Genomic DNA, 24445 nt, shown 5'->3' with positions numbered 1-24445 from the left:
GGCGGGGGACGATGCGCGCGCATCGTCCCCCGCCCCTTCGCCTTCCCCCGGGGGTGGGTTGGGACGCTCAGCACTCCCGGATCCTTGAGCACCCCATCTCCCGGGACGCCCACCTCCGCACCTCTGCCGGTCGGGACGCTCAGTCCTCACGATCCGCGTTCGAGCGCGATCTCGGGACGCTCGGTCCTCGGAGTGTGCGAGAGGCCCTGGGGCGGGCCCTCGGGGAGGCGGAGGACTGAGCGTCCCGAGATCCGCCAACGCCCGCGATTCTGAGGACTGAGCGTCCCGAGCCCGCGACCGGCCCCCCCGGCGGCATGATGGGCCGCATGAACATCTCCGTGGTCTCGATCCCCGTCAGCGACCAGCAGCGTGCCAAGGCGTACTACGTCGACGTACTCGGATTCACCGTGGTCGAGGAGGCGCCGTTCGGCGGTGGCATGAGCTGGATCCAGCTCGCGCCGCCCGGCTCGTCGGGGGCGACCGTGACCCTCGTGACGTGGTTCGACGCGATGCCGGCCGGCGGCCTGCGCGGGCTCGTGATCGACACCGACGACATCGATGCCGCGTACGAGGACCTGCTCGCGCGCGGGGCCGACCTCGGCGGCCCGCCGAGCCGGATGGCCGGCGGCATCTTCGTCATGGTGACCGACCCGGACGGCAACCAGTTCGCGCTGCACCAGGAGGGCAGCCGCTGACGGTGCTGGGAGACGCGCGGCGCGGAGCTGAGCGTCCCGCGAGGCCGCCCCGGACCGGATCCGGGAGTGCTGAGCGTCCCAGATCCGGCCCCGGACCCTGCCGTCAGTCCGCGCGCCCCGCCTCGAGCCCGCCGCGGATCGCGTCCATCACGGACGGGTCGGCGAGCGTCGTGACATCCCCGGTCGCCCGATTCTCGGCCACGTCCCTGAGCAGGCGGCGCATGATCTTGCCCGAGCGCGTCTTGGGCACCTCGGACACCACGAGGATGGTCCGCGGCTTGGCCAGCGCGCCGATCTGCCGGCGCACGTGCTCGCGCAGCGCGGCCGCGACCTCCGACCCCTCCGACGGCACGCCATGCGCATCCTCGCGCACGATCACGAATGCCACCACCGCCTGACCCGTCACCTCGTCCGCGGCGCCCACGACGGCGGCCTCCGCGACCCACGGATGCGCAACCAGCGAGTGCTCGATCTCCGTCGTGGTGAGGCGGTGGCCAGACACATTCATGACGTCGTCGACGCGGCCCAGCAGCCACAGGTCCCCGTCGACGTCCTTCTTGGCGCCGTCGCCCGCGAAGTACACGCCGTCGAAGTGGTTCCAGTAGGTCGACACGTACCGGTGGCGGTTGCCCCAGATGCCGCGCAGCATCGACGGCCACGGCTCGGTGATCACCAGGTAGCCGGCCTCGCCGTTGCCCACCGGGCGCCCCGCATCGTCCACCACGTCGATCGAGGTGCCCGGCACCGCCGTCATCGCGGAGCCCGGCTTGGTCGCCGTGACGCCCGGCAGCGGGGAGATCATGATCGCGCCGGTCTCGGTCTGCCACCACGTGTCCACGATGGGGCAGCGGTCCCCGCCGATGACGCGGCGGTACCACATCCACGCCTCGGGGTTGATGGGCTCGCCCACCGAGCCGAGCAGCCGCAGCGACGTGAGGTCGTACTGGTTCGGGATCGCCTCGCCCCACTTCATGAACGTGCGGATCGCGGTGGGCGCCGTGTACAGGATGGTGACCTTGTACTGCTCGACGATCTCCCACCAACGCCCCTCGTGCGGGGTGTTGGGGGTGCCCTCGTAGAGCACCTGGGTGGTGCCGTTGATCATGGGCCCGTAGACGATGTACGAGTGCCCGGTGATCCAGCCCACGTCCGCGGTGCACCAGTAGACGTCCGTCTCGGGCTTGATGTCGAACACGAGCCGATGCGTCTGCGCGGCGCCCGTGAGGTAGCCGCCGGTCGAGTGCCACAGGCCCTTCGGGGTGCCGGTGGTGCCCGAGGTGTAGAGGATGAACAGCGGGTGCTCGGCCTCGACCCACACGGGTTCGTGGTCGGCGGGCTGCGTGTCGACCACGTCGTGCCACCACAGGTCGCGACCCTCGGTCCACGCGGTCTCCTGGCCGGTGCGCCTCACCACGAGCACGTGCTCGACCGACGCGGCAGGTTCCTGCTCGGGCTGGCCGGCCACCGCATCGTCCACCAGCGGCTTGAGCGCGAGGTGCGCGCCGCGGCGGTTGCCGCCGTCCGCCGTGATGACGAGCTTGGCCTCCGCGTCGTCGATGCGCTGGCGCAGGCTGTCGGCGGAGAAGCCGCCGAAGACCACCGAGTGGATCGCGCCGATGCGCGCGCACGCGAGCATCGCGACCACGGCCTCGGGGATCTGGGGCAGGTAGATCGCGACCCGGTCGCCCTTCGTGATGCCGAGCGACGCCAGGCCGTTCGCCGCCCGCTGCACGCGCTCGTGCATGTCGGCGTACGTGAGGGTCTCGGTGTCGCCGGGCTCGCCGACGAAGTGGAAGGCGACGCGGTCGCCGCGGCCCTCGCGGACGTGGCGGTCAACGGCGTTGTCGCACGCGTTGAGGGTGCCGTCGTGGAACCAGCGCGCGACGGGCGCGTCGGACCAGTCGAGGATCTCGGTGAACGGCTCGTGCCAGGCGAGGCGGAGCGCGGCCTCGCGCCAGTACTGCAGCCGGTCCACCCCGGCCTTCTTGTACTCGTACGAGGTCGCGTTCGCGTGCGCGGCGAAGGCGGCGTGCGGCCGGAACGACCGCGTCTCGGTGTGCAGGTTCTCCAGGGTATGGGCGACGTTGTCCATGCGCGACACCCTAGGACGAAGGTCCCGGGCGTGTGAAGGCTTTGTTAGACGGCCTGGTATTCGATCGGTTGGCCGTGTCGCGGGGGACGATGCGCGGGTTCGGGATGCGGTCGGGCGCGGCCCGTGCGAGCCTGGGGCGATGAGCGCCGAAGGCTACGACTACCGCACCGGCCCGAGCGGTGAGGTGACCATCTTCCACCACGGGAAGCTCGCGAGGCGGCTCACGGACGCACCCGCGCAGGAGTTCCTCGCCGCCGTCGAGGGCGGCGACGCGCAGGCGCTCATGGCGGCCGCGGCCGGCAGGGACGGCCAGGGCGGGGGAGTGCAGGGCTCCGCGCAGGGGCCGGGCGCGCACCTGCACGGCAACGGCGCCGCGCACGGGGTCCAGCAGTTCCGGCGCAAGTCCGGCTGAGCGCGCGACGCCTACTTGACGTCGAACTCGGCCGCGACGGAGAACGCGACCGCGGGCGGCACGTCGGCGATGTACTCGACCGGCACCTGGCGCTGCAGCACCTCGGCCAGCACGTCCTCCGGGACGTCGCACGAGCGCTCGAGCAGGTTGCCGTCCGCGTCGGTCTGGTCGGTGCAGTGGGCCGCGATGCGCGGGTCGTCGTACAGCGCGGTGTAGCCGGCGTTGTACTGGAGCCCGGCGAGGCCGGTGATGCCCTCGCCGGCGAGCACGCGCGCGATCGCGGCGGGCTCGCCCAGGATGATGGGCGACCACTGGTAGACCTTGTAGTGGCCCGGCGCGAGGCTCTTGTGGTCCTCGTTGAACTGCTGGGTCTCGGCCTGCTTGGCCGCGATCTCTGCGTCGGTCGCGGTCGACCAGTCGAAGCCCTGCCAGATCGCGTTGAGCTCGTCGGCGACGTCGCACAGGGTCGAGCCGGTGAACTCGACGTTGTTCTGCGTGAGGGTCGTCTCGCCGGGCGTCACCACGTAGTAGTTGGGCACGAAGTCCGCGCCCCAATCCGGGGTGACCACCACATCGTCCCTGGTCACGATGATGTTGCCCTCGGAGGCCAGGAAGCCCAGGCCGGCCGTCTCGGTGGTGTAGCCCGGCACCACGGACACCGTGTCGACGCCCGAGACCTGGCGCAGCGACGCGTCGACCTTCGGCAGGACGCCGTTGGCCTCCTGCGACGGCGGGGTCCAGGTGTCGCCGCACTGCGGGGACGTGAAGAGGCCCTCGACGGACTTGTCGACCTCGGACAGGCGGAACGTGACGGCCTTGGTCTCGCCGCTGGTGGCCTGCGTGACCGAGCTCGCGGAGGGCGCCGGCGCGTCCTGCGAGGTCTTCCATGCCTTCACCCCGAACCACCCTGCGGCGGCGGAGGCGACCGCGATCACGGTCGCCGCGAGGGCGAGAAGGAACTTGCGCATGGATGTCCTCGGCAGGGGTGGGCTCAGCCCGCCGGCGTCGCGAGGGGGCTGTGGCGAGGATACGTCATCGCGGGGGTCCCGCAGGTGCGCCTCGCCCGTTCCGTCGTGCCGGATTCGTCACCTTCTGGGCGGTCGCGACGGGGCGTGCGTCAGGACGATGCGACGGTCGCCGAGGCGGTGCTGCCCGGGGTCGCGGCGGGCGCGCCGGATCCGTCGTCGCGGACGTTGTCCCACAGCCAGGCCGCCCCGAATCCGAGTGCGAGTCCGAGCACGCCGACGGCGGCGGCGACGAGCGCCTTGTTCATGTCTGTCCCCCACAGCTGCCGCCCGACGAGCTCGGCGGCGCTCTCACACTAACGCAATCAGGGCATATCGCCTGGTGAGAAGGTCCCGCCCGGTCAGGCGGTGCGGTCGCGGCGGCTCGCGAGGGCGAGGATCCACATGGCGGCCACTGCGCCGATCGCGACGCAGGCGACGATGGCGGGGCGCGCGGCGGAGCGCGAGCGCAGGCCCACCGGCTTGCGGAACGTCAGCACGCCCCAGCCGTGGCCGTGGGCGGCGCGGCGCATCGCCCGGTCGGGGTTGACCGCGAACCCGTGGCCGACGGCGTCGAGCATGGGCGCATCCGTGATGGAGTCGGAGTACGCGTAGCTCGAGGCGAGGTCGTACTCGCGGGCCTCCGCGAGCGCCAGCACGGCCTCCTCCTTGGCCGGGCCGTACGCGTAGAACGAGATCTCGCCGGTGAAGTGGCCGTCCTCGACCTCCATGCGGGAGGCGACGACGGCGTCGGCGCCCAGCAGCTCGGCGATCGGGACCACGACCTGCGCGGCGGACGCGCTCACGATGACGACCTCGCGGCCGTTGGCGTGGTGGCGGCGGATGAGGTCGAGCGCCTCCTGGTAGACGATCGGGTCGATGTGCTCGTGGAGGGTCTCCGCGACGATCTCCTCGACCTGCGACACGTCCCAGCCCGCGACGAGCTCGCTGAGGGCGTCGCGGAGGCGGTTGGTCTGGCGCTCGTCGGCGCCGCCGACCTCGAACAGGAACTGCGCGAACGCGGTGCGCAGCGCCTTGGTGCGCGTGATCAGGCCGCCCTCGTAGAACGAGCGCGAGAACGCCATGGACGACGACCGCGCGATGATCGTCTTGTCCAGGTCGAAGAAGGCCGCGCTGCGGCGCGATCCGGCGGTCCTCATGGCGCAAGCCTAACGGTGGGCTCCGACGCCGCCAGGGGTGCACCGCCGGGAGCCGCGCGACGCGCGTCGGCGCGCCGATGTCCCCGGCCCCGGGCGGCCCGCCGGTCCTCCACGGATGCCCCGGCGGGCCTCGCGCCCGGCGGGTGGAGCGCGCATCGTGGCGGGGTGATCGCCATCCCTGCCGGCCCGCTCGCCCCGCTGCTCTCGCTGCCGGGCGTCACCGACGTGCTCGTGCACGCGCCCGACGCCGCGTGGATCGACAGGGGCGCGGGCCTCGAGCGGCGCGCCCTCGCGCTCGACGGCCCCGACGACGTGCGCGCGCTCGCCGTCGCCCTGGCCGCGTCGGCCGGCCGCCGGCTGGACGATGCGGAACCCACCGTCGACGCGCGCCTCGCCGACGGCACCCGGCTGCACGCCGTGCTGCCGCCCGTGGCCGACGGCTGCGCGGCGATCTCGCTGCGCCGCATCCGTGCCGCGCCGTTCGCGCTCGCCGACCTGGTGGGCGGCGGGATGCTCACACCCGAGCTCGCGGACCTGCTCGCCGCGCTCGTGCGCGCCCGCGTGCCGCTGCTCGTGTCGGGGGCGACCGGCGCCGGCAAGACCACCCTGCTCGCGTCGCTGCTCGCGCTCGCCGATCCGGGCGAGCGGATCATCCTCATCGAGGAGGCGGGCGAGCTGCCCGTGGGGCACCCGCACGTGGTGCGGCTGGTCGAGCGGCGTCCCAACGTGGAGGGCGCGGGCGGGGTGCCGCTCGCGCGGCTCGTGCGCGAGGCGCTGCGGATGCGTCCCGACCGGATCGTGCTGGGGGAGTGCCGCGGCGCGGAGCTGCGCGAGGTGCTCGCCGCCGCCAACACCGGCCACCGCGGGGCGCTCACGACGGTGCACGCGAACTCGGCGCGCGACGTGCCCGCGCGGCTCGAGGCGCTCGCGGCCCTCGCGGGCCTGAGCCCCGCCCAGCTCGCGTCCCAGGCGGCCGCGGCGTTCGCCGTCGTGATCCACGTCGAGCGCGGGCCGGCGGGGCGCCGCGTGGTCGAGCTCGCGCGGCTGCGCGCCGACGGTGACGGGCTCGCCGCGGTGACCGCGCTCGAGCGGGACGCGTCGGGAGAGAGGTACGGGCCCGCGTGGCCCGGGCTGCGCGCGCTCGGGGAGGGCAGGGCCGCGTGAGCGAGGGATGGGACGAGTCGCTGCCGCGGGTGGTCGGGCTGCTGCGCGCGGGGCTGCCCGCCGCGCAGGCGTGGGCCCGGGCCGGGGTGGAGGTGCCCGCGCGGCCGGCGGGGTCGCTCGACCGGGCCGTCGCGGCGGCGGACGCGCTGGCCGCCCGCACCGGCGCGCCGCTCGCGTCGATGCTGCTCGCGATCGCGCGCGCGGCGGCCGACGCCCGCGAGGCCGAGGCGCTGCGTCGCGCCGCCCTCGCCGGGCCGCGGCTCAGCGCCCGCATCCTGCTGTGGCTGCCGGCCGTCGGGATCGCGCTCGGCGCGCTCGTCGACGCGCGCACGCCCCGCATCCTCGCGCTGACGCCGCTCGGGTGGTGCCTCCTGGCCGCCGGCGCCGCGCTCACGTGGGCCGGGCGCGCGTGGACGGGGCGCATCGTCTCCCGAGCGGAGCGTGCGGGCGCGGGGGACGATGCGCTCGTCGCCGGGGCCGCCCTGGTCGCCGCCGCGCTCGCGGCGGGGGCCTCGGTGCCGGGGTCGCTGCGCGCCGTCGGGGACGCGCTGGGCGAGCCGGGCCTCGCCGCGATCGCCGATGCGCTGCCGGGCGCGCCGGGCGGGCCCTCGCCGCCGGAGCCGCGCTGGGAGCCGCTTGCCCGCGCGGTGCTGCCCGCCGTGGAGGCGGGTGCCAGCCCGGCCGCCTCGCTCGACGCGGTCGCCGCGTCGGCGGCCCGGCGCGCCCGGACCGTCGCGGCCGTCGCGGCGGGGGAGCTGGGGGTGCGGGTCGCGCTGCCGCTCGCGGTATGCCTGCTGCCGGCGTTCGTGCTGGTCGGGCTCGCGCCGCTGCTGGTCGCCGTCGTGGGCGGGACGCTCGGGGAGGGGGTGGTCGTCGGGTAGCGCGGCCGCCGGTCAGGAGGCGGGGGCCGGCGCGGGGGCCGCGGGCTCCTCGTGCACCAGCATGTGCGGCGCGCGCGTGAGCACCAGCCACACGGGCAGGACGGCGACGCACAGGATCGGCAGCACGGTCACGGAGCCGGAGATGAGCACGCCCGCGAACAGCGCGATCCAGCCGTCGCGGCCGACCGCGAACACGACCCCGAGCACGCCGGACGCGACGGACAGCGCGAGCGGCACGCCGGGCACGATCGCGTGGGCGAGCACGCCCAGCGCCACGCCCGTGAACATGGCGGGGAAGATGCGGCCGCCGCGGAACCCGGCGGCTCCCGAGACGACGATCGCGGCGAGCTTGACCACCACGATGAGCGCGAGCGTGCCGATCGCGTACTCGTCGCGGTTGGCGATGATCTCGGCGGTCTCGTTGGCGCCCTTGAACATCGTGATCTGGCCGCCGATGAGCGCCAGCACGGCGAGCAGCACACCGCCGGCCGTGACGTAGACCACGGGGCCGCCCAGGCGACGGAACGCGCGGTGCGCGGGCGCGAACGTCCCCGCGGCGAGCGCGCCGAGGACCGCGCCGACGACCGCGATGACCGCCGCCGAGACCAGGTCGACCCAGTGCGCCGTGTACGCGGGCAGGCCCATGTCCCATGACGTCCCGCCGAGCAGGTGGTAGACCACCGCGCCCGCTCCGGCCGCGACCAGCGGCGCGAACAGGCGGTCCCACAGCTGGCCCGCCGCGGTGCCGCCCAGCACCGAGCTGAGCACGAGCGCCGAGGCGACCGGGGTGCCCAGCATGGCGCCGAGCATCGCGGACGTCGAGATCATCAGCACCATCGGCAGCGGGACCTGCGGAAGGAAGCGGCGGTACGCGAGCACCGCGAGCCCGGTGGCGACCATGATGATCGGGCCCTCCGGGCCGAGGCTGACGCCGCCCGCGAGCCCGAGGATGAGCGCGACCGCTACGCCGGGCAGCGTCTTGAGCGGCAGGGGCGGCGACACGAGCTCCACGGTCGCGGTGTCGTGGCCGCCGTGGCCGGGCGCCTTCGCCAGCGTGAGTCCGACCAGGACGCCCGTGACGACCAGGATGATCGCCGCCCACCAGCGCGCCTCACCGTCGACTCCCAGCGCGTGCGGCAGCGACTCCCACCACACGTGGTGGAGGACCTCGGCGATCGCGTCGACCCCGAAGAGCACGACGGCGCCGCCGGCGCCCACGAGTGCGGCGGGCAGCGCCGAGCGCAGCAGGTCGGATCGACTCGGGCCGTGCGAGCTGTCGGTCATGGCCGCCCCTCGTTCTTGCAGGTCTTTCGGCGCCGCGCGAGGCGCGGCTCACGCTCGCCACTCTACGGCCCGCGGATGTCCCCGGCCCCGATCGACCCCCGCGCCATCCACGGATCCGCAAGCACCCCGTGACCGCGCGGGCGGCGGCGGGGAACGTGGTCCGTACCGACAGAAGGGAGTGGAGATGGAACGGGATCTCAGCGGGGACGAGGGGATGGCCACGGTCGAGTACGCGCTCGTGACCGTCGCCGCGGCGGGCTTCGCGGGCCTGCTCGTGGTGATCCTCAAGTCCAACGAGGTGCGGGGCCTGCTCCTCGGCATCCTCCGCGGCGCGCTGGGCGGATGACCGGGCGCGACGACCGCGGGTCGGCGGCGGTGGAGCTCGCGCTCGCCCTGCCGGCCGCGGTCGTCGTGCTCGCGTGGACGCTGTCCGCGGTCCAGGCCGCCGCGGCCGGCGTGGCGGTGCCCGCGGCGGCGCTCGCGGGGGCCCGGGCGGCGATCGTCGCGGGGGACGACGCCGCGGTGGCGGCCGCGACCCGTGCCGCCGGCGGGGAGGCTGCCGTGGGCGTGACCCGCGGCGCGGGGTGGGTCCAGGTGAGCGTCGGCGTCGACCTGGGGTGGCCGTGGGGCGTGCGCACCGCCGTCGCCGCGCTGCCCGAGCAGGGATGAGGGCTCCGATGCGCCGCGCGCGGGACGATGCGGGGGCGGGCTCCGTCGCGGCCCTCGCCGTCGCGATGGCGGCGCTGGTGGCGGTGCTCGCGGTCGCCGCGGGAGTGGGGGCGTTGACGGCCGGTGCCGCCGCGCAGGCGGCCGCCGACGGCGCCGCCCTGGCGGGGGCGGTCGAGGCGCGTGCCGCGCTCGCGCGTGCGTCGCCGTCCGGTGCCGACGCGGCGTGCGCCGTCGCGCGGTCCGCGGCGGCGCGGGTCGGGGCGACCGCGGTGCGATGCGGGCTCGACGCCTCGGCCGCCGTCACCGTCACCGTCGAGGTCGACGGCCGGGAGGCCTCCGCGCGGGCGGGGAGAGAAGGTGCCGGCGGCGGCCCGAGCTGAGGGGGGTCGGGCCACCGCCGGCGGTCTTCCTGTCAGCGGACGGCTGAGGGATCGTGCCGCTGTCAGGAAGCCTGTGCGCGGGGTCCGAGGACCTCCGCGTCCCCCGATTCAATACGTGAATCGGTGAGCAATTCCATAACAGCGTCGCCCGTGTCGCGTCGCTTATGCGCAAGATGTGACTAACCCCACACGGGTCGCCCCTGCTTGGAGGCCCCTTCAGCGCACCGTGACGGCGCCGAGCGACACCCACACCTGGAGGTCGAGGGCGTCGTAGGGGTCGGCGGTGCCGCCGTCGATCGCCGTCCCGGACCCGGTCGAGCCGCTCGACACCGACCCGGACGAGGACGCGGTGTCGGGCGACGACGCCGCGTCGGGGAAGGGCGCCACTGCGTCGCCCGACCCGAGGGTCGAGTCGGCGGCGCCGTCGCCCTTGAGGTCGTACGCGACCGCGGCGACGGAGCCGACGCTCACGTACTGCATCGCGAGCAGGGTGTAGTCGCCGGGCTCGACCGTCGCCTGCCCGGCATCGGACCAGCAGCCCGTGACGTCGCGCCACAGCAGGGTGCTGGCGACGCTCTCGCCGGCGGCCAGGGAGCCGTCGGCCGGGCTCGGCGCGATCGCGATCGCGGGCTCCGCGGCGCCCGCCGCGCCCTGTGCATCCGCCGCGCCCGCGGCCCGGGCCGCGACCCCGACGTTCGCGGAGAGCCGCGGGTCGACCGGGTAGGCCTCGGCCACGGCGCGGCCGTCGCGCACGAGCACCAGCTGCACGCTGCCCTTGCCCCAGAACCCGGTGAGGTCCCAGCGCGACGCGTTGGTGACCGTGGTGGTGACCTCGGGGTTGCCGTCGACCACCCAGCCGTAGCTCAGGTCGATCGCCGCGGGGGCGTCGACGCCGACGTCCAGCAGGTTCATCGCCGAGGACCTCGCCGGGAAGCCGTCCGGCGACCCGCACCCGAACCACGCCGTCGCGACCGTCCCTGTGGAGTCGCCCGAGGCGATCCATCGCGACGTCCCCGGCGCCATGTCCCACGCGCCCGCGAGGCCCGCCGTGTAGAGGTCGCGCGCCGTGCCCGCCGTGAGCGCGCTCGGGTCGATGGTGGGCAGCGGCTCGTCGGGCGCGGTCGTCGAGGTGCTGCCGGGGTCGGGGGTCGGGTCCGGCGCCGGGGCCGGGTCCGTCGTGGATCCGCCCAGGTAGGCGCCGAACGGGTCCGCGACCGCGTCGCCCGCGATCGCGAAGCCCACGGGGTCGGCCACCGCGCGCACCGCCGCGTCGGCCGCGATCGAGCCGCCCGCGCCCGCGGACGGCTCCGTCGCGGTCGCGTCGACCGCCGCGAACTCCTGGGTCAGCACGAGCTCGTACTTCCCGGCAGGCAGCGCCGCCCCGTCCCAGCAGTTCACCAGGGGCGTCGTGAGGTCGTCGACCCGCGCGACGCCGCTGGCGAGCGTCACGTCGAAGGCCTCCGCCGGCGCGGCGTCGCCGCCGAGGTAGCCGACCACCGTGCCGTCCCACAGCACCACGCCCGCGATGCCGAAGGTCTCGAAGGTGCCATCGACGGCGCCGACCGTGGTCACGGACACGTCGAGGCGACCGCCCGCGGCCACGTCGGACCCGACGGACGCCTCGAGCGTCGCCGGCGCGTCGCTCCAGCCGGTCTCCGGGAGCGTCGACCCGCAGACGCCCCAGGCGAGCGCCGTGCCCGCGGCGCCCCCCGCACCCGCGGCGCCATCCACACCCGCCGAGTCCCCGCCGATCTCCGGGGTGCTCGGCGCGATCTCCGGCGCGCCCTGATCGGTGGCGGCGCCCGCGGTGGACCGGCCCCCCGCATCGTCCGCGGACGATCCCGCCGATCCGCCGCCGCCCGCGATCGCCGCGTAGCCGACCACGCCGACCATCGCGGCCGCGACCACGCCCGCCGAGCCCGTCCGCAGGCCGCGCTGCGCGGCCACCCGGCGGCCCACGCGCCGCGTGTCGACCTCGAGCCCGTCCAGCGGGGCGCGGTCCGCCGCGCCCCGGAGCGCATCCGAGAGCCTCATCTCACTCACCGTCCCTCACGCGGCGCGCCGCCGCATCGTCCTCATCCGCGGGCTCCTCGAGGGGCCCCAGCAGCACCTCGAGCCGGCCCAGCGCATCGTGCAGGTAGCGCTTCACCGACCCCGGCGCGAGCCCCAGGTGCTGCGCGATCTGCGGCACCGTGAGGTCGTCGAAGTAGCGCAGCACCACGCACGCCCGCTCCCGCGGGGCCAGCGTCGCGAGGGCCTCGAGCACGTCCGCGCCCGCCTCGACGCCGGCGAGCGGGTCGATCGCCTCGGAGCCGGGCCGGAACAGGTGCTGGACCCGGCGCCACCGCTGGTCGCGGCGGTAGCCGTCGATGTACACCGAGGTGATCGCGCGCCGCACGTACGCCTCCGCCTTGAGCGCGGTGAGCCCGGGCCGCGGGCGCGAGAACGTGCGCACCAGGGCGTCCTGCACCAGGTCCTGCGCGTGCACGCCGTCGCCGCACACCAGGTACGCGTAGCCGAGCAGCGCGCGCTCGCGGTCGCGCACCAGCTGGGTCATCGTGTCGCGCCAGTCGCTCATGGTCCCCACCTCGTCGTGCCTCGTGATGTCGACGCGCGGCGACGCGAAAACGTTGGGTCGCACCTGCTCACGAGGGCCCTTCGTCCCCTACAGTGGCCGAAGTACCCCTTGCGGGCGCGACAACGCCGTCGTGTCGGGGAGACGTCGAGGAGGACGTATGCACGCCGCTGCCACCGTCGTGGAGGTCAGCTCCGGCAACGCGGCCATCGTGGTCGTGATCGGGGTCATCGCCGCCGTGTCGCTCATCGCGGCCTGGTTCCTGCGCCGCAACGTCCTCCAGGCGCCCGCCGGCTCCGAGGCCATGAACGAGATCGGCGACGCCGTCCAGGAGGGCGCCTCCGCCTACCTCAACCGGCAGCTGCGCACCCTCGCCCTCTTCGCGGCGCTCGTGTTCGCGCTGCTGTTCCTCCTGCCCGGCGACGCGGGCATCCGCGTCGGCCGGTCCCTCTTCTTCCTGCTCGGCGCGGGCTGCTCCGCGACGATCGGCTACATGGGCATGTGGCTCGCGGTGCGCGCCAACGTGCGCGTCGCCTCGGCCGCGACCCGCGACGGCGGCCGCGCCGAGGGCGCCCGCATCGCGTTCCGCACCGGCGGCGCGGTCGGCATGTCCGTGGTCGGCATGGGCCTGGGCGGCGCGGCCGCGGTGGTCTTCCTGTATCGGGACGATGCGGCGGCCGTCCTGGAGGGCTTCGGCTTCGGGGCCGCGCTGCTCGCCATGTTCATGCGCGTCGGCGGCGGCATCTTCACCAAGGCCGCCGACGTGGGCGCCGACCTCGTGGGCAAGGTCGAGCAGCACATCCCCGAGGACGACCCCCGCAACGCCGCCACCATCGCCGACAACGTGGGCGACAACGTGGGCGACTGCGCCGGCATGGCCGCCGACCTGTTCGAGTCCTACGCCGTGACGCTCGTCGCCGCTCTCATCCTCGGCAAGGCGGCCTTCGGCGAGGAGGGCCTGGTCTTCCCGCTGATCGTCACCGCGATCGGCGCGCTGGTCGCCGCGATCGGCGTGGCAATCACCAAGGTCCGCGGAGACGAGCCCGGCCTCAAGGCCATCAACCGCGGCTTCTACACGGCCGCCGCGGTCGGCGCGGTGCTCGCCGCGGTCGCGGCCTTCGTCTACCTGCCCGCCTCCTTCGGCGACCTGCACGGCGCCTCGGTGGAGGGCGAGACCGGCGACCCGCGCCTGGTCTCCACCATCGCGGTCTTCGTCGGGATCGGCCTGGCCGGCCTCATCCTGTGGATCACCGGCTACTTCACCGACACCGCGAAGCGCCCCACCCGCCGGGTCGCGCGCACGTCGCTCACCGGCGCCGCGACCGTGGTGCTGGCGGGCATCGGCGTGGGCCTCGAGTCCGCCGTCTACACGGCCACCGTGATCGCGGGCGCGATCGTCATCCTCTTCGCCGTCGCGGGCGGGTCCATCACGCTGGCCCTGTTCCTCGTCGCGCTCGCGGGCTGCGGGCTGCTCACCACGGTCGGCGTGATCGTCGCGATGGACACGTTCGGGCCGGTCTCGGACAACGCGCAGGGCATCGCCGAGATGTCCGGCGAGGTCGACGAGGAGGCCGCCAAGACCCTCACCGACCTCGACGCGGTCGGCAACACCACCAAGGCGATTACCAAGGGCATCGCGATCGCGACCGCCGTGCTGGCCGCGACGGCGCTGTTCGGGTCCTACTCGGACGCGGTCGCCAAGGCGCTCTCGGACGCGGCCGCCACCGCGGCGGACTTCAGCTACGAGATCATCCACCCGCTCACGCTCGTCGGCCTCATCATCGGCGGCGCGACCGTGTTCCTGTTCTCGGGGCTGGCCATCGACGCGGTCACCCGCGCCGCGGGCGCCATCGTGTTCGAGGTGCGCCGCCAGTTCCGCGAGATGCCCGGCATCATGGACCGCACGCAGCGCCCCGAGTACGGCCGCGTGGTCGACATCTGCACGCGCGACTCGCTGCGCGAGCTCGCCACCCCCGGCCTGCTCGCCGCGATGGCGCCCATCTTCGTCGGCTTCGCGCTCGGCGTGGGCGCGCTCGCGGGCTTCCTGGCGGGAGCCATCGGCACGGGCGTGCTCATGGCGGTGTTCCTGGCCAACTCGGGCGGCTCGTGGGACAACGCCAAGAAGATCGTCGAGGACGGCTACTTCGGCGGCAAGAACTCCGCCGCGCACGAGGCCACCGTCATCGGCGACACCATCGGCGACCCCTTCAAGGACACCGCCGGCCCCGCCATCAACCCGCTCATCAAGGTGATGAACCTGGTCGCGGTGCTCATCGCCCCCGCAGTGGTGATGCTGTCCTACGGCGACTCCGCCAGCCCGTGGCTGCGCGCGCTCATCGCCGGCATCGCCGGGGCGGTGGCGGTGACCGCGGTGTTCCTCGCATCGCGCCGGGCCCACGCGGGCGGCATCGCCAGCGAGGCCGATGCGGCCGCCGCCGAGGAGCACCCCGACGCCGCGGCCGCGCCGGCCCCGGCACCTGAGACCCCCGCGGGCGTGCCCGCGGGCGGGGAGCAGCGCTAGGCGCGCCCCCGGAGGCGGCGCGGCGCCCGACCCACCCCCCAGAGGACGGGCGCCGCGCCCGGCCCCGTACCGGCGTGACACTCCATGCCGTTACCGTGCTCCACACGCGAGATGCAGTCGCGGGTGCCCTTCTCGGGATTCGCGACGCGAGTGGCAGAGGGCGAACGTTCACATCCACGGCGGTGTGTGGGGAGCGGTCGGGTGGGACGCGCCCGCGCGCCGCAACACCCGCGACACACGCACCTGGCACGATGCCCGGATGGCACGGATGAACACCAAGCTGGCGGGCGGCGTCGTCGGCGCGCTCGTCGTCGTCGAGGGCACCTCGGGAGTCCTGCAGGGCTACTACACGCCCCTGCTCACGGACATCGCGCGGCACCTCGGCATCCACGATGCGGACGTCAACTGGTTCGAGGCCGCCCAGCTGCTTCTCAGCGCGATCGTGGTCCCCGTGCTCGCGCGGCTGGGCGACATCGTCGGCCACCGCAAGGTGCTGCTCGGGTCGCTCGTCGTGACGGCGCTGGCCTCCTGGGGCGTCGCGCTCGCGCCGAGCTTCCCGCTCTACGTGCTCGCGTGGGCCATCCAGGGCTTCTACGTGGTGTGGCTGCCGCTCAACGTGGCGATCATCCACTCGCGCGCCCGTGGCCGCGAGGACGGCGCCGCCCTCACGCGCCGCGGCGCCGGGGTCATCGTCGCCGCGCTGCAGGCGGGTGCGATCCTCGGCGCGCTCGCGGGCGGCCAGCTCGGCTCGATGCTGCCCTTGTGGGCCACCCTCGCCGTCCCCGCCGCGCTCGTCACCGTCGCGTTCTTCGTCGTGCTCCTCAAGGTCCCCGACACGGGCGTCCGCCACGAGGGCACGATCGACACCCGCGGCACCGTGCTCCTCACGTTGAGCCTCCTCACCCTCACCGGCGGGCTGTCCCTCGTGCGGCTCGACGGCTTCACCCCGTGGGTCGTCCTCACGATCGCGGCCGGGCTCGCTCTCATGTGGCTGTTCGTCCGCACCGAGGGCCGCGCGAAGGACCCGCTCGTCGACATCGCGCTCATCAAGTCGCCGACCGTCTGGCCCGTCATCCTCACCGCGGGCCTGTTCGGCGTGAGCGTGCTCGGCGCCCAGGGGCCGCTGTCGACGTTCGCGCGCACCGACCCCTCCGAGGTCGGCTACGGCCTCGGCCTCACGTCCGCCACCGCGTCGTACCTCATCGGCGCGTACGTGATGTCGCTGCTGGTCGGCGCGCTGCTGTTCGCCCGCCTCAGCGCCCGGTACAGCCCGCGCGCGGTGCTGATCGCCGCATCGTTCCTGGTCGCGGGCGGATACCTGGCCCTCATCCCGCTGCACGGGTCCACCGCCGTGGTGGTGACGTGCATGGTCGTGGCGGGCCTGGGCTCGGGCGCGCTCGTCGCCGCCCTGCCGGCAGCGGCGGCCTCCGCCGCGCCCGCGCACCAGACCGCGATGGCGACCGGGCTCACCAACACCACCAAGACCATCGGTGGCTCGTTCGCCTCCGCGGCCTTCGCGGTCGCGCTCGTGAGCGGGGCGGCCTCCGGCGCGGGCGGGTCCACCGCCGGCACGCTCAGCGGCTACGTCACGGTGTGGGCGATCTGCGGCGGCACCGCGATCGTCGCCGCGCTGTGCCTGTTCGCCGTGCCCAAGGTCGCGTTCCGCGCCAACGCGCCCGAGCCGGAGGCGGCCGCGGCGTGAGCGTCCCCGCCGCCGAGGAGGTCGCCGAGCGCCTCGCCGCCCTCATCCGCATCCCGACCGTCACCCCCAGGGACGCCGGTCCGCACGACGACGCCACCGCCGCATCGTTCACCGCGCTGCACGATGCGCTGCGCACCTTCTATCCCCGGACCTTCGCCCACGCGGTGGAGACCGTGGGCCGCGCCGGCCTGCTCGTCCGCGTCCCGGGCGCCGCCGCCGAGCGCCCCGTGGTGCTCATGGCGCATCAGGACGTGGTCCCCGTCCCGCACGACTGGGCCGCCGAGGGCTGGGAGCACGAGCCCTTCGCCGGCGTCATCGCGGACGGCTGGGTCCACGGCCGCGGCGCGCTCGACGACAAGGGCGCGCTCACCGTCATGCTCGAGGCCGTCGAGTCGCTGCTCGCGGAGGACTGGAGCCCCGCAAGCGACCTCTACCTCCTCATGGGCGCAGACGAGGAGTCGTACGGTGACTGCGCCACCACCGCCGCGGCGCTGCTCGCGGAGCGCGGCGTCACCCCGTGGCTCGTGCTCGACGAGGGCGGCGCGGTCGCGACCGGCGCGTTCCCCGGGCTCGACGGCGAGGCGGCCGTGATCGGCGTCTCCGAGAAGGGGATCGTGGACCTGCGGCTCACCGTCGAGGGGCTCGGCGGGCACGCGTCGACGCCGCCCAAGGAGTCCGCGCCCGGCATCCTCGCGCGTGCGCTCACCCGCATCGAGGCGCACCCCCACCCGGCCGCGGTCAACGACGTCTCCGTCGAGATGCTCTCCCTGGTGGGCGGGCGCCTCCGGGGTCCGCTCGGCGCGCTGCTGCGCCGCGCATCGTCCCTCCGGGGACTCCTCGCGCGCGTGATGCCGCGCCTGTCGCCGGAGCTCGCCGCGATGGTGCGCACCACCGTCGCGATCACCCAGCTCGAGGGCAGCCCCGCCCACAACGTCCTCGCCACCCGCGCGACCGCCGTGCTCAACATCCGCATCGCGGTCGGGTCGAGCGTGTCCGAGGCCGTGGAGCACGTGCGCCGCACGGTGGACGATGCGCGGGTCGCCATCGCGGTCGAGTCCCCGTCCGAGCCGTCGCCCGTCTCCCCGCGCGGTGACGACGCCCGCTGGGCCGCCCTGGTCGAGGCCGTCGGGGAGTCCTACCCCGAGGCCCTCGCCATCCCGTACGTCATGCTCGCCGCGTCGGACTCGCGCTACCTCGCACCCGCGGCGGGCGCGACCTACCGCTTCGCGCCGCTGCGCATGTCGCGGACCCAGCGCGAGGCCGTGCACGGGCCGAACGAGAAGGTCGAGGTCGAGTCCCTGGGCAGGGGAGTCGCGTTCTATCGCGCGCTGCTCACCTCGGAGCGGCTCGCCTGAGCCACCCCCTCGCGGCGGCCCCGGCGGGCGCCAGCCCGGTGCCCGCCGGCGGATCGCACCAGGCGCTGCCGCTGTCCCGATCGTGCAGCATCGATCGCACGATCCGATGCCACCGAGGCGTCGCGGCCGCGTGGGCGGTCAACGGTGGTCCGCACTAGCCTCGAGGACGTGAACGCTCCGACCCTCGACCCCGCCGCCGCCGACGCCCTCCGCGCCGACCTCGCCACCTGGACCGTCGACTCCGTCGAGGCCGTGGTCGGCGACCGCGCGATGCGCGCCCTCGGCCGCGAGCAGGTGCTGCCCGCGCGCCTGGCCGCCCGCGCATCGTCCACCCCCGAGGCGACGCTCACCCGGCTCTTCCTCCTCGGCGACACCGTCCCCACGCGCGACCTCGACGCCGCGCTGCCGACGGCGACCGCGGAGGGCGCGGCGCGCGCGGGGCTGATCGACGTGGACGGAGACGAGGCGCGCGCCCGCGTGGACCTCCGCCCGTATGCCACGGTGGGCGAGGGCGGTGAGTCCCAGTGGTGGGTCGCCTCGGACCAGGGCGAGGCCGTCACCGGGCGGCGCCTGCGCGACGACCACGTGCTCGGCATCGGCGGCGCCTCGCTCACCCTCGCGGGGATGACGATGCGCGCGCCGGTCGGGCGGGTCCTCGACCTCGGCACGGGCTGCGGCGTCCAGGCCATGCACGCCTCGCTGCACTCCCGGTCGGTGGTGGCGACGGACATCTCGCGCCGCGCGCTCGCGTTCACGGCGTTCAACCAGGCGCTCAACGGCATCGAGGGCTGGGACCTGCGCGAGGGGTCGATGCTCGAGCCGGTCGCGGGGGAGGAGTTCGACCTCGTGGTGTCGAACCCGCCGTTCGTCATCACGCCCGAGGGGGCGCCGAGCTTCGAGTACCGCGCGTCCGGGGTGCCCGGCGACGGGATCGTGTCCTCGCTGGTGTCGACCGTGGGGACGGTGCTCGCGCCGGGCGGCGTCGCCCAGATGCTCGGCAACTGGGAGATCCACGGCGAGTCGTGGAGCGAGTCCCTCGAGGCGTGGCTGGAGGCGTCCCCCGTGCCGCTCGACGCGTGGGTGATCGAGCGCGACCAGCTCGACGCCGCCGAGTACGCCGAGACGTGGCTGCGTGACGCCGGCGTCACCCCCGAGCGCGGCCGCGCGGAGTTCGAGTCCGCCTACCGCGCCTACCTGTCCGACTTCGACGCCCGCGGCGTGCGCGCGGTGGGCTTCGGCATGGTGCTCCTGCGCCGCCCGCTGTCCGGGATGCCGACCCTGCGCCGCCTCGAGCAGCACGAGGGCCCGCTCCAGGAGCCCTTCGGCGGGTACCTCGTGGCCGCGATGGCCGCCCACGACCGCGTCGCCTCGCTGACGGACGATGCGCTGCTCGCCACCGCGTGGACGGCCGCGGCGGACGTCACGCGCGAGCAGTACGGGCCGGTGCTGCAGGCGGACCCGTCGTACATCCTGCTGCGCCAGGGCGCGGGGCTCGGGCGCTCGATCTCCATGGACACCGCGCTCGCGGGCTTCGTCGGCGCATGCGACGGCGAGCTCACCGCGGGCCAGATCGCGCACGCGCTCGCGGCCCTGTTGGACGTCGACTCGGCACGGATGATCGCGGGGCTGGTGCCCGCCGTCCGCGAGCTGGTGGCGGACGGATTCCTCGCGTAGGCGTCCGTGTGTGGCCCATCTCACTGGGAGTTTCCAGGGAATTCACCCGGGGCAGTGTCATGGTGCGGGCTTGGGGCGCGCCCGCGATCCTTTGCCGAACCTTGGTCTCGGTGTGGTCCGGATAACACCGGAATCGGGACCCTGGTCCGAGGCGGACACGGAGTGGCAAAACTAACGTTGAGACGTGACATCGACGTTCGCGGCGGGACCCCTGGCGGAGACGCCTTCCACGGTCCTGCCGGACCCCGTTCCGGGTGAGAATGGTCACGTCGAGAAGGTGCTGGTGGGAGACCGCCGCCCGCTCGCCAACGAAACCCACGACGACGGTGTGTCGGCACGGCCCACGAGGCCGCTTCGGCGCACCCTGAAGACGTCCGCACCGGACGTCGGAGCAGGCCGCCGCGGAGATCCCGCGGCCCTGCCGACTCAGGAGGCACGCCCCATGTCCACCACCGAGCTCGACATCACCGCCATCGCCGCGCAGTCCGCGCACGCGCTCGCGATCGCCGACTTCCGCTCCTCGGGCGTCACCGCCTGGCCCGGCCGCATCGCCGCGACCGTCACGCTGCAGGGGTGCCCGTGGCGCTGCGCCTACTGCCGCCACCCCGAGAGCCACGATCCGTCCGAGGCCGGCCGCGTCGCGTGGGCCGAGGTCCTCGAGCAGCTCGAGGCGCACCGCAGCCTGGTCGACGCCGTCGTGTTCGGCGGCGGCGAGCCGAGCCGTCAGGACGGCCTCATCCCCGCGATCCGCGAGGCCCGCGCGATGGGCTACGCGATCGGCATCCACACGATGGGCGCCCACCCGGGTCGCCTCGCGTCCGTGCTGCCCGAGGTCGACTGGGTCGGCTTCGACATCAAGGGCACCCCCGAGATGTACACCCGCATCACGGGCACCGACACGGCCGGCTTCCAGGCGTGGAACTCGCTCGAGGCGCTCGTCGACTCCGGCGTGGACTACGAGCTGCAGTTCACGGTCGACCCCACCGTGCACACCCGCGAGGACGTGTTCGCGACGGTGCGCGAGATCGTGCGCCTCGGCGCCCACGCCCCGGTGCTCCAGCAGGCCGAGGCCTGCCACGCGTCCGCCGACTACCGTCGTCGCCTCGGCGGCCGCGGCCTGTTCGACGTGATCGGTCACGACGACCTCCCGGACCTCCAGCGCCGCTGAGCCCGGGCGTCCCGCCTACAGCCCCAGGTTCCTCACGAGCACCTCGCGGATCGACTCCCAACGGTCGGTGCGGGCGGCGAGCAGCGGCGCGCCCGTCTCGATCGACGGCAGGTAGCCCGAGCCGTCGATGCGGCCCACGGTGAAGCCCGCCTCGGCGGCGATCGCGGCGCCCGGCACGTGGTCCCACGGCTTGGCGCGCGTGTAGACGAGGTAGCCGACCCGCTGCGACACCAGGTCCGCGTAGTCGAAGCCCGCGCACATGCGCAGCTCGTCGTAGCCGCCCAGCTCGGGCTCGGCGGCCAGCAACCCCTCGCGCACGCCGTCGGCGGCGTACTTGAGCGACACCGCGCCGCGGGGCTCCTCGCCGCGCAGCGACGCGAGCGCCTCGGCGCCGCGCGACGCCTCGACGCCGGCGGACAGCGACCGCCCGTCGACGAACGCGCCCACGCCCTGGAGCGCCTCGAACAGGTGCCCGAGCTCCGGCTGGAGGATCCAGCCGCCCACCGGCACGCCGTTCTCGACGAGCCCGACCATCACCGCGTAGGTCTCGGAGCCGTCGACGAAGTTCGCGGTGCCGTCCACCGGATCCACGGTCCACGCCGTGCCCTCGGTCGCGAGCACGGCCGGCACGGTCGGGTCGGCCGCGGTGGCCTCCTCGCCCACGACGGGCACGTCGAGGATCTCTCGGAGGATCGGCGTGAGCGCCCGCTCGGCCTCGAGATCGGCCTCGGTGACGTAGTCGCCGGGTCCCTTGAGGTGCACGTGGTGCTCCGCGAGGGCGCGGAAGCGGGGACGGATCTCGGCGTCCGCGACGCGGCGCATGGCCTCGCCGACGGCCGCCCGGGCGGCGGCATCCAGGATGGGCTCCATGCGTCCATCGAACCACGCGCCGCCGACACCCCCGCGCAGGGACGATGCGCGGATACCTCACCGCCGCATCGTCCCCCTGTCCCCAGGTCCCGCCCGCCGCGTCGGACCCCATATGTATATTGAGTGCGTCTCAGGCAGGTGAAGCCGCCGGGGCGAGCAATCCCAGAGAGAAGGTTCCATGGCCCGCAAGCTCGTGATCGTCGAGTCGCCCACCAAGTCGCGCACCATCGGCGGCTACCTGGGCGCCGACTACGACGTGGTGTCGTCCGTGGGCCACATCCGGGACCTCGCCGAGCGCTCCGACCTTCCCGCCGAGCTCAAGAAGTCCGACATCGGCAAGTTCGCGATCGACATCGACGGCGGCTTCCAGCCGTACTACGTGGTCAACTCCGACAAGAAGAAGATCGTCGCCGACATCAAGAAGCGCCTCAAGGAGGCCGACGAGCTCTACCTCGCGACTGATGAGGACCGCGAGGGGGAGGCGATCGCCTGGCACCTGCTCGACGTCCTCAAGCCCAAGGTCCCCGTGAAGCGTCTCGCGTTCCACGAGATCACCCGCGAGGGCATCAGCCGCGCGCTCGAGAACCCCCGCGAGGTCGACATGGAGCTCGTCGAGGCGCAGGAGGCCCGCCGCCTCCTCGACCGCCTCTACGGCTACGAGGTCTCGCCGGTGCTGTGGCGCAAGATCCAGTCGGGCCTGTCGGCGGGCCGCGTGCAGTCCGTGACGCTGCGCCTGGTGGTGGACCGCGAGCGGGAGCGCATGGCGTTCCAGTCCGCCGAGTACTGGGACCTCAAGGGCGTCTTCACCGCGACCGAGGGCAAGGACGCGGGCCGCAGCTTCGAGGCCAAGCTCACCTCCGTCGACGGCAAGCGCGTCGCGACCGGCAAGGACTTCGACGACCGCGGCGCCCTCACCAACGGCAAGGTGACCCACCTGTCCGCCGCGCTCGCCGGCGCGCTGGCCGCGGGCCTGGCCGAGGCATCGTTCTCCGTCATGGGCGTGGACTCGCGCCCGTACAAGCGCCGCCCCGCGGCCCCGTTCATCACGTCGACGCTGATCCAGGAGTCGAGCCGCAAGCTCCGCCTGGGCGCGCGCCAGGCGATGGGCGTGGCGCAGGCGCTGTACCAGAAGGGTTACATCACCTACATGCGTTCCGACTCGCCGGGGCTGTCCGGCGAGGCGGTGCGCGCGGCGCGCAAGCAGGCGACCGCGCTGTACGGCTCGGACGCCGTCGCGGCGAGCCCGCGCATCTACGCGACCCAGGACTCGAACGCGCAGGAGGCGCACGAGGCGATCCGCCCGGCGGGCGACAGCTTCCGCACCCCCGACTCGGTCCGCGCCGAGCTCACGGGCGACGAGTTCCGCATGTACGAGATGATCTGGAAGCGCACCCTGGCCTCGCAGATGGCCGATGCGGTGGGCACCACCTCGACCGTGCGCATCGGCGCGACGACGGCCGCGCACCACGCGGTCGAGTTCTCCGCCTCCGGCACCATCCTCACCGCGCCGGGCTTCATGGCCCTGTACGAGGAGTCGCGCGACAAGGCGCGCTACGAGGAGGACGAGGCGAAGGTCGAGAAGGAGTCCCGCCTGCCCGTGGTCGCCGAGGGCCAGAAGGTCGACGCGTCCGGCATCGAGCCGCTCACGCACGCGACCACCCCGCCGCCGCGCTTCACGCAGGGCTCCATGATCAAGGAGCTCGAGGACCGCAAGCTGGGCCGCCCGTCGACGTACGCCGCGATGGTCGACGTCATCATCGACAAGGGCTACGTGCGCGTCGAGAAGCAGGCGCTGGTGCCCACGTGGCTCGCGTTCGCGATGATCCGCCTGCTCGAGGAGCACTTCGCGTGGCTCATCGACTACGACTTCACGGCGGACATGGAGGAGGACCTCGACAAGATCGCCTCGGGCGACCTGTCCCGCGTCGACTGGCTGAGCGCCTTCTACTTCGGCTCCGGCGCGACCGACGACGAGGGTCGCTCCCAGGGCCTCAAGCGCCTGGTCGAGGACCTGGGCGACATCGACGCGCGCGCCAACTCGACCTTCGAGATCGGCTCGGGCATCGCGCTGCGCGTCGGCAAGTTCGGCCCCTACCTCGAGCGCGAGGTCGAGGGTGAGAAGCAGACGGCCTCCGTGCCGGACGAGCTCGCCCCCGACGAGCTCACGGTCGCCAAGGCCGAGGAGCTGCTCGCGAACCAGGGCGGCGACGAGCGGGTGCTGGGCCAGCACCCGCAGTCCGGGCTCGACATCGTCGCGAAGGCCGGTCGCTTCGGCCCCTACGTGACCGAGGTGCTGCCGGAGGACGCCAAGGGCCGCCCCAAGACCGCGAGCCTGTTCAAGACGATGGACCTTGAGACCGTCACCCTCGAGCAGGCGCTCAAGCTGATGAGCCTGCCGCGCGTCGTGGGCGTCGACCCCGCGACCAACGAGGAGATCACGGCGCAGAACGGCCGCTTCGGCCCGTACCTCAAGAAGGGCACCGACTCGCGCACGATCGAGAGCGAGCAGCAGCTGCTCGACATCACGCTCGACGAGGCGCTCACGATCTACGCGCAGCCCAAGCGTGGCCGGGGCCGCGCGGCGACCCCGCCGCTCAAGGAGTTCGGTGACGACCCGACGTCGGGCAAGCCGATCGTCGCGAAGTCGGGCCGCTTCGGCGACTACATCACCGACGGCGTCACCAACGTGACCATCCCGAAGGACACCTCGGTCGAGGCGCTCACGCCCGAGCGCGCGATCGAGCTGCTCGCGGAGAAGCGCGCGAAGGGTCCGGCCAAGAAGCCGGCTCGCCGCACCGCCGCCAAGAAGCCCGCCACCACCCGCGCGAAGAAGAAGTAG

Annotated in this window: 21 protein-coding genes; 13 read left to right on the top strand and 8 right to left on the bottom strand. The window is 74.2% G+C overall.

Translation table 11 applies throughout. The annotated features are described in order from the left end of the window. The first annotated feature begins 326 nt into the window (after window positions 1-326). Entirely contained in the window at window positions 327-695 is a 369-nt protein-coding gene (locus AOM04_RS12805) for a VOC family protein (protein WP_062465185.1), read from the top strand. A 103-nt stretch (window positions 696-798) separates the two neighbouring features. On the opposite strand, the gene acs is transcribed toward AOM04_RS12805, so the two are convergent. Further along, window positions 799-2787 (bottom strand): acetate--CoA ligase, encoded by a 1989-nt coding sequence (gene acs, locus AOM04_RS12800; protein ID WP_062465184.1) that lies wholly within the window; start codon window positions 2785-2787, stop codon window positions 799-801. A gap of 139 nt (window positions 2788-2926) precedes the next feature. Here acs and AOM04_RS12795 point away from each other — a divergent pair, with 139 nt between their 5' ends. Continuing rightward, a complete protein-coding gene (locus AOM04_RS12795) occupies window positions 2927-3199 on the top strand; it encodes a hypothetical protein (RefSeq protein WP_062465183.1) in 273 nt (90 codons plus the stop codon). 11 nt (window positions 3200-3210) lie between these two features. On the opposite strand, the gene AOM04_RS12790 is transcribed toward AOM04_RS12795, so the two are convergent. From AOM04_RS12790 to AOM04_RS12785, 3 genes are all read right to left on the bottom strand, one after another. Beyond that, window positions 3211-4167 (bottom strand): hypothetical protein, encoded by a 957-nt coding sequence (locus tag AOM04_RS12790; RefSeq protein ID WP_062465182.1) that lies wholly within the window; start codon window positions 4165-4167, stop codon window positions 3211-3213. 149 nt (window positions 4168-4316) lie between these two features. Next, entirely contained in the window at window positions 4317-4472 is a 156-nt protein-coding gene (locus AOM04_RS14695; protein WP_156160749.1) for a hypothetical protein, read from the bottom strand. A 93-nt stretch (window positions 4473-4565) separates the two neighbouring features. Then, window positions 4566-5363: an HAD family hydrolase gene (locus tag AOM04_RS12785; RefSeq protein ID WP_062465181.1), complete on the bottom strand. Its 798-nt coding sequence runs from the start codon at window positions 5361-5363 to the stop codon at window positions 4566-4568. A gap of 165 nt (window positions 5364-5528) precedes the next feature. Here AOM04_RS12785 and AOM04_RS12780 point away from each other — a divergent pair, with 165 nt between their 5' ends. Both AOM04_RS12780 and AOM04_RS12775 read left to right on the top strand, forming a co-directional pair. Then, window positions 5529-6527, top strand: coding sequence for a TadA family conjugal transfer-associated ATPase (locus tag AOM04_RS12780; RefSeq protein ID WP_062465180.1), 999 nt, complete (start codon window positions 5529-5531; stop codon window positions 6525-6527). Next, window positions 6524-7408, top strand: a complete 885-nt coding sequence (locus tag AOM04_RS12775; protein WP_156160748.1) for a type II secretion protein F — start codon at window positions 6524-6526, stop codon at window positions 7406-7408. The genes AOM04_RS12780 and AOM04_RS12775 overlap by 4 nt, the downstream gene beginning before the upstream one ends. Before the next feature lie 12 nt (window positions 7409-7420). Here the strand turns inward: AOM04_RS12775 and AOM04_RS12770 are convergent, their stop codons facing one another. Beyond that, window positions 7421-8692: an ion channel protein gene (locus AOM04_RS12770; RefSeq protein WP_062465178.1), complete on the bottom strand. Its 1272-nt coding sequence runs from the start codon at window positions 8690-8692 to the stop codon at window positions 7421-7423. A 184-nt stretch (window positions 8693-8876) separates the two neighbouring features. On the opposite strand from AOM04_RS12770, the gene AOM04_RS15035 reads away from it, so the two are divergent. From AOM04_RS15035 to AOM04_RS12760, 3 genes are read left to right on the top strand one after another with little or no spacing between them, the layout of a single operon-like run. Continuing rightward, window positions 8877-9038, top strand: coding sequence for a DUF4244 domain-containing protein (locus tag AOM04_RS15035; RefSeq protein ID WP_228373723.1), 162 nt, complete (start codon window positions 8877-8879; stop codon window positions 9036-9038). Further along, window positions 9035-9361, top strand: coding sequence for a hypothetical protein (locus AOM04_RS12765; protein ID WP_062465177.1), 327 nt, complete (start codon window positions 9035-9037; stop codon window positions 9359-9361). Before AOM04_RS15035 ends, AOM04_RS12765 begins: the two co-directional genes overlap by 4 nt. Before the next feature lie 8 nt (window positions 9362-9369). After that, window positions 9370-9741, top strand: coding sequence for a hypothetical protein (locus tag AOM04_RS12760; protein ID WP_062465176.1), 372 nt, complete (start codon window positions 9370-9372; stop codon window positions 9739-9741). Window positions 9742-9957: 216 nt separating this feature from the next. Here AOM04_RS12760 and AOM04_RS12755 read toward each other — a convergent pair whose 3' ends face one another. Then, window positions 9958-11775 (bottom strand): hypothetical protein, encoded by a 1818-nt coding sequence (locus AOM04_RS12755; protein WP_062465175.1) that lies wholly within the window; start codon window positions 11773-11775, stop codon window positions 9958-9960. Between the two features lies 1 nt (window position 11776). Continuing rightward, window positions 11777-12319: a sigma-70 family RNA polymerase sigma factor gene (locus AOM04_RS12750; RefSeq protein ID WP_062465373.1), complete on the bottom strand. Its 543-nt coding sequence runs from the start codon at window positions 12317-12319 to the stop codon at window positions 11777-11779. A gap of 157 nt (window positions 12320-12476) precedes the next feature. Between AOM04_RS12750 and AOM04_RS12745 the strand changes: the two genes are divergently transcribed. The 5 genes from AOM04_RS12745 to AOM04_RS12725 all read left to right on the top strand — a co-directional run bounded on the left by AOM04_RS12745 (window position 12477) and on the right by AOM04_RS12725 (window position 20736). Next, entirely contained in the window at window positions 12477-14837 is a 2361-nt protein-coding gene (locus AOM04_RS12745) for a sodium-translocating pyrophosphatase (RefSeq protein WP_062465174.1), read from the top strand. 259 nt (window positions 14838-15096) lie between these two features. After that, window positions 15097-16539, top strand: coding sequence for an MFS transporter (locus tag AOM04_RS12740; RefSeq protein ID WP_062465173.1), 1443 nt, complete (start codon window positions 15097-15099; stop codon window positions 16537-16539). After that, the gene (locus tag AOM04_RS12735; RefSeq protein WP_062465172.1) at window positions 16536-17894 is read left to right on the top strand and encodes a M20/M25/M40 family metallo-hydrolase; all 1359 of its coding nucleotides are present in this window, start codon (window positions 16536-16538) and stop codon (window positions 17892-17894) included. The genes AOM04_RS12740 and AOM04_RS12735 overlap by 4 nt, the downstream gene beginning before the upstream one ends. Before the next feature lie 168 nt (window positions 17895-18062). Further along, window positions 18063-19568 (top strand): DUF7059 domain-containing protein, encoded by a 1506-nt coding sequence (locus tag AOM04_RS12730; RefSeq protein WP_062465171.1) that lies wholly within the window; start codon window positions 18063-18065, stop codon window positions 19566-19568. 442 nt (window positions 19569-20010) lie between these two features. Further along, on the top strand, window positions 20011-20736 hold the full coding sequence (locus tag AOM04_RS12725) for an anaerobic ribonucleoside-triphosphate reductase activating protein (protein ID WP_082104651.1): 726 nt from the start codon (window positions 20011-20013) through the stop codon (window positions 20734-20736). Between the two features lie 15 nt (window positions 20737-20751). On the opposite strand, the gene AOM04_RS12720 is transcribed toward AOM04_RS12725, so the two are convergent. Next, the gene (locus tag AOM04_RS12720) at window positions 20752-21606 is read right to left on the bottom strand and encodes an inositol monophosphatase family protein (RefSeq protein ID WP_062465170.1); all 855 of its coding nucleotides are present in this window, start codon (window positions 21604-21606) and stop codon (window positions 20752-20754) included. A 178-nt stretch (window positions 21607-21784) separates the two neighbouring features. On the opposite strand from AOM04_RS12720, the gene topA reads away from it, so the two are divergent. After that, window positions 21785-24445 (top strand): type I DNA topoisomerase, encoded by a 2661-nt coding sequence (topA, locus tag AOM04_RS12715; RefSeq protein ID WP_062465169.1) that lies wholly within the window; start codon window positions 21785-21787, stop codon window positions 24443-24445.

Source organism: Demequina soli, assembly GCF_000971195.1.
GTDB classification, from domain to species: Bacteria; Actinomycetota; Actinomycetes; order Actinomycetales; family Demequinaceae; genus Demequina; species Demequina soli.
This window is presented reverse-complemented; position numbering and strand designations above follow the sequence as displayed.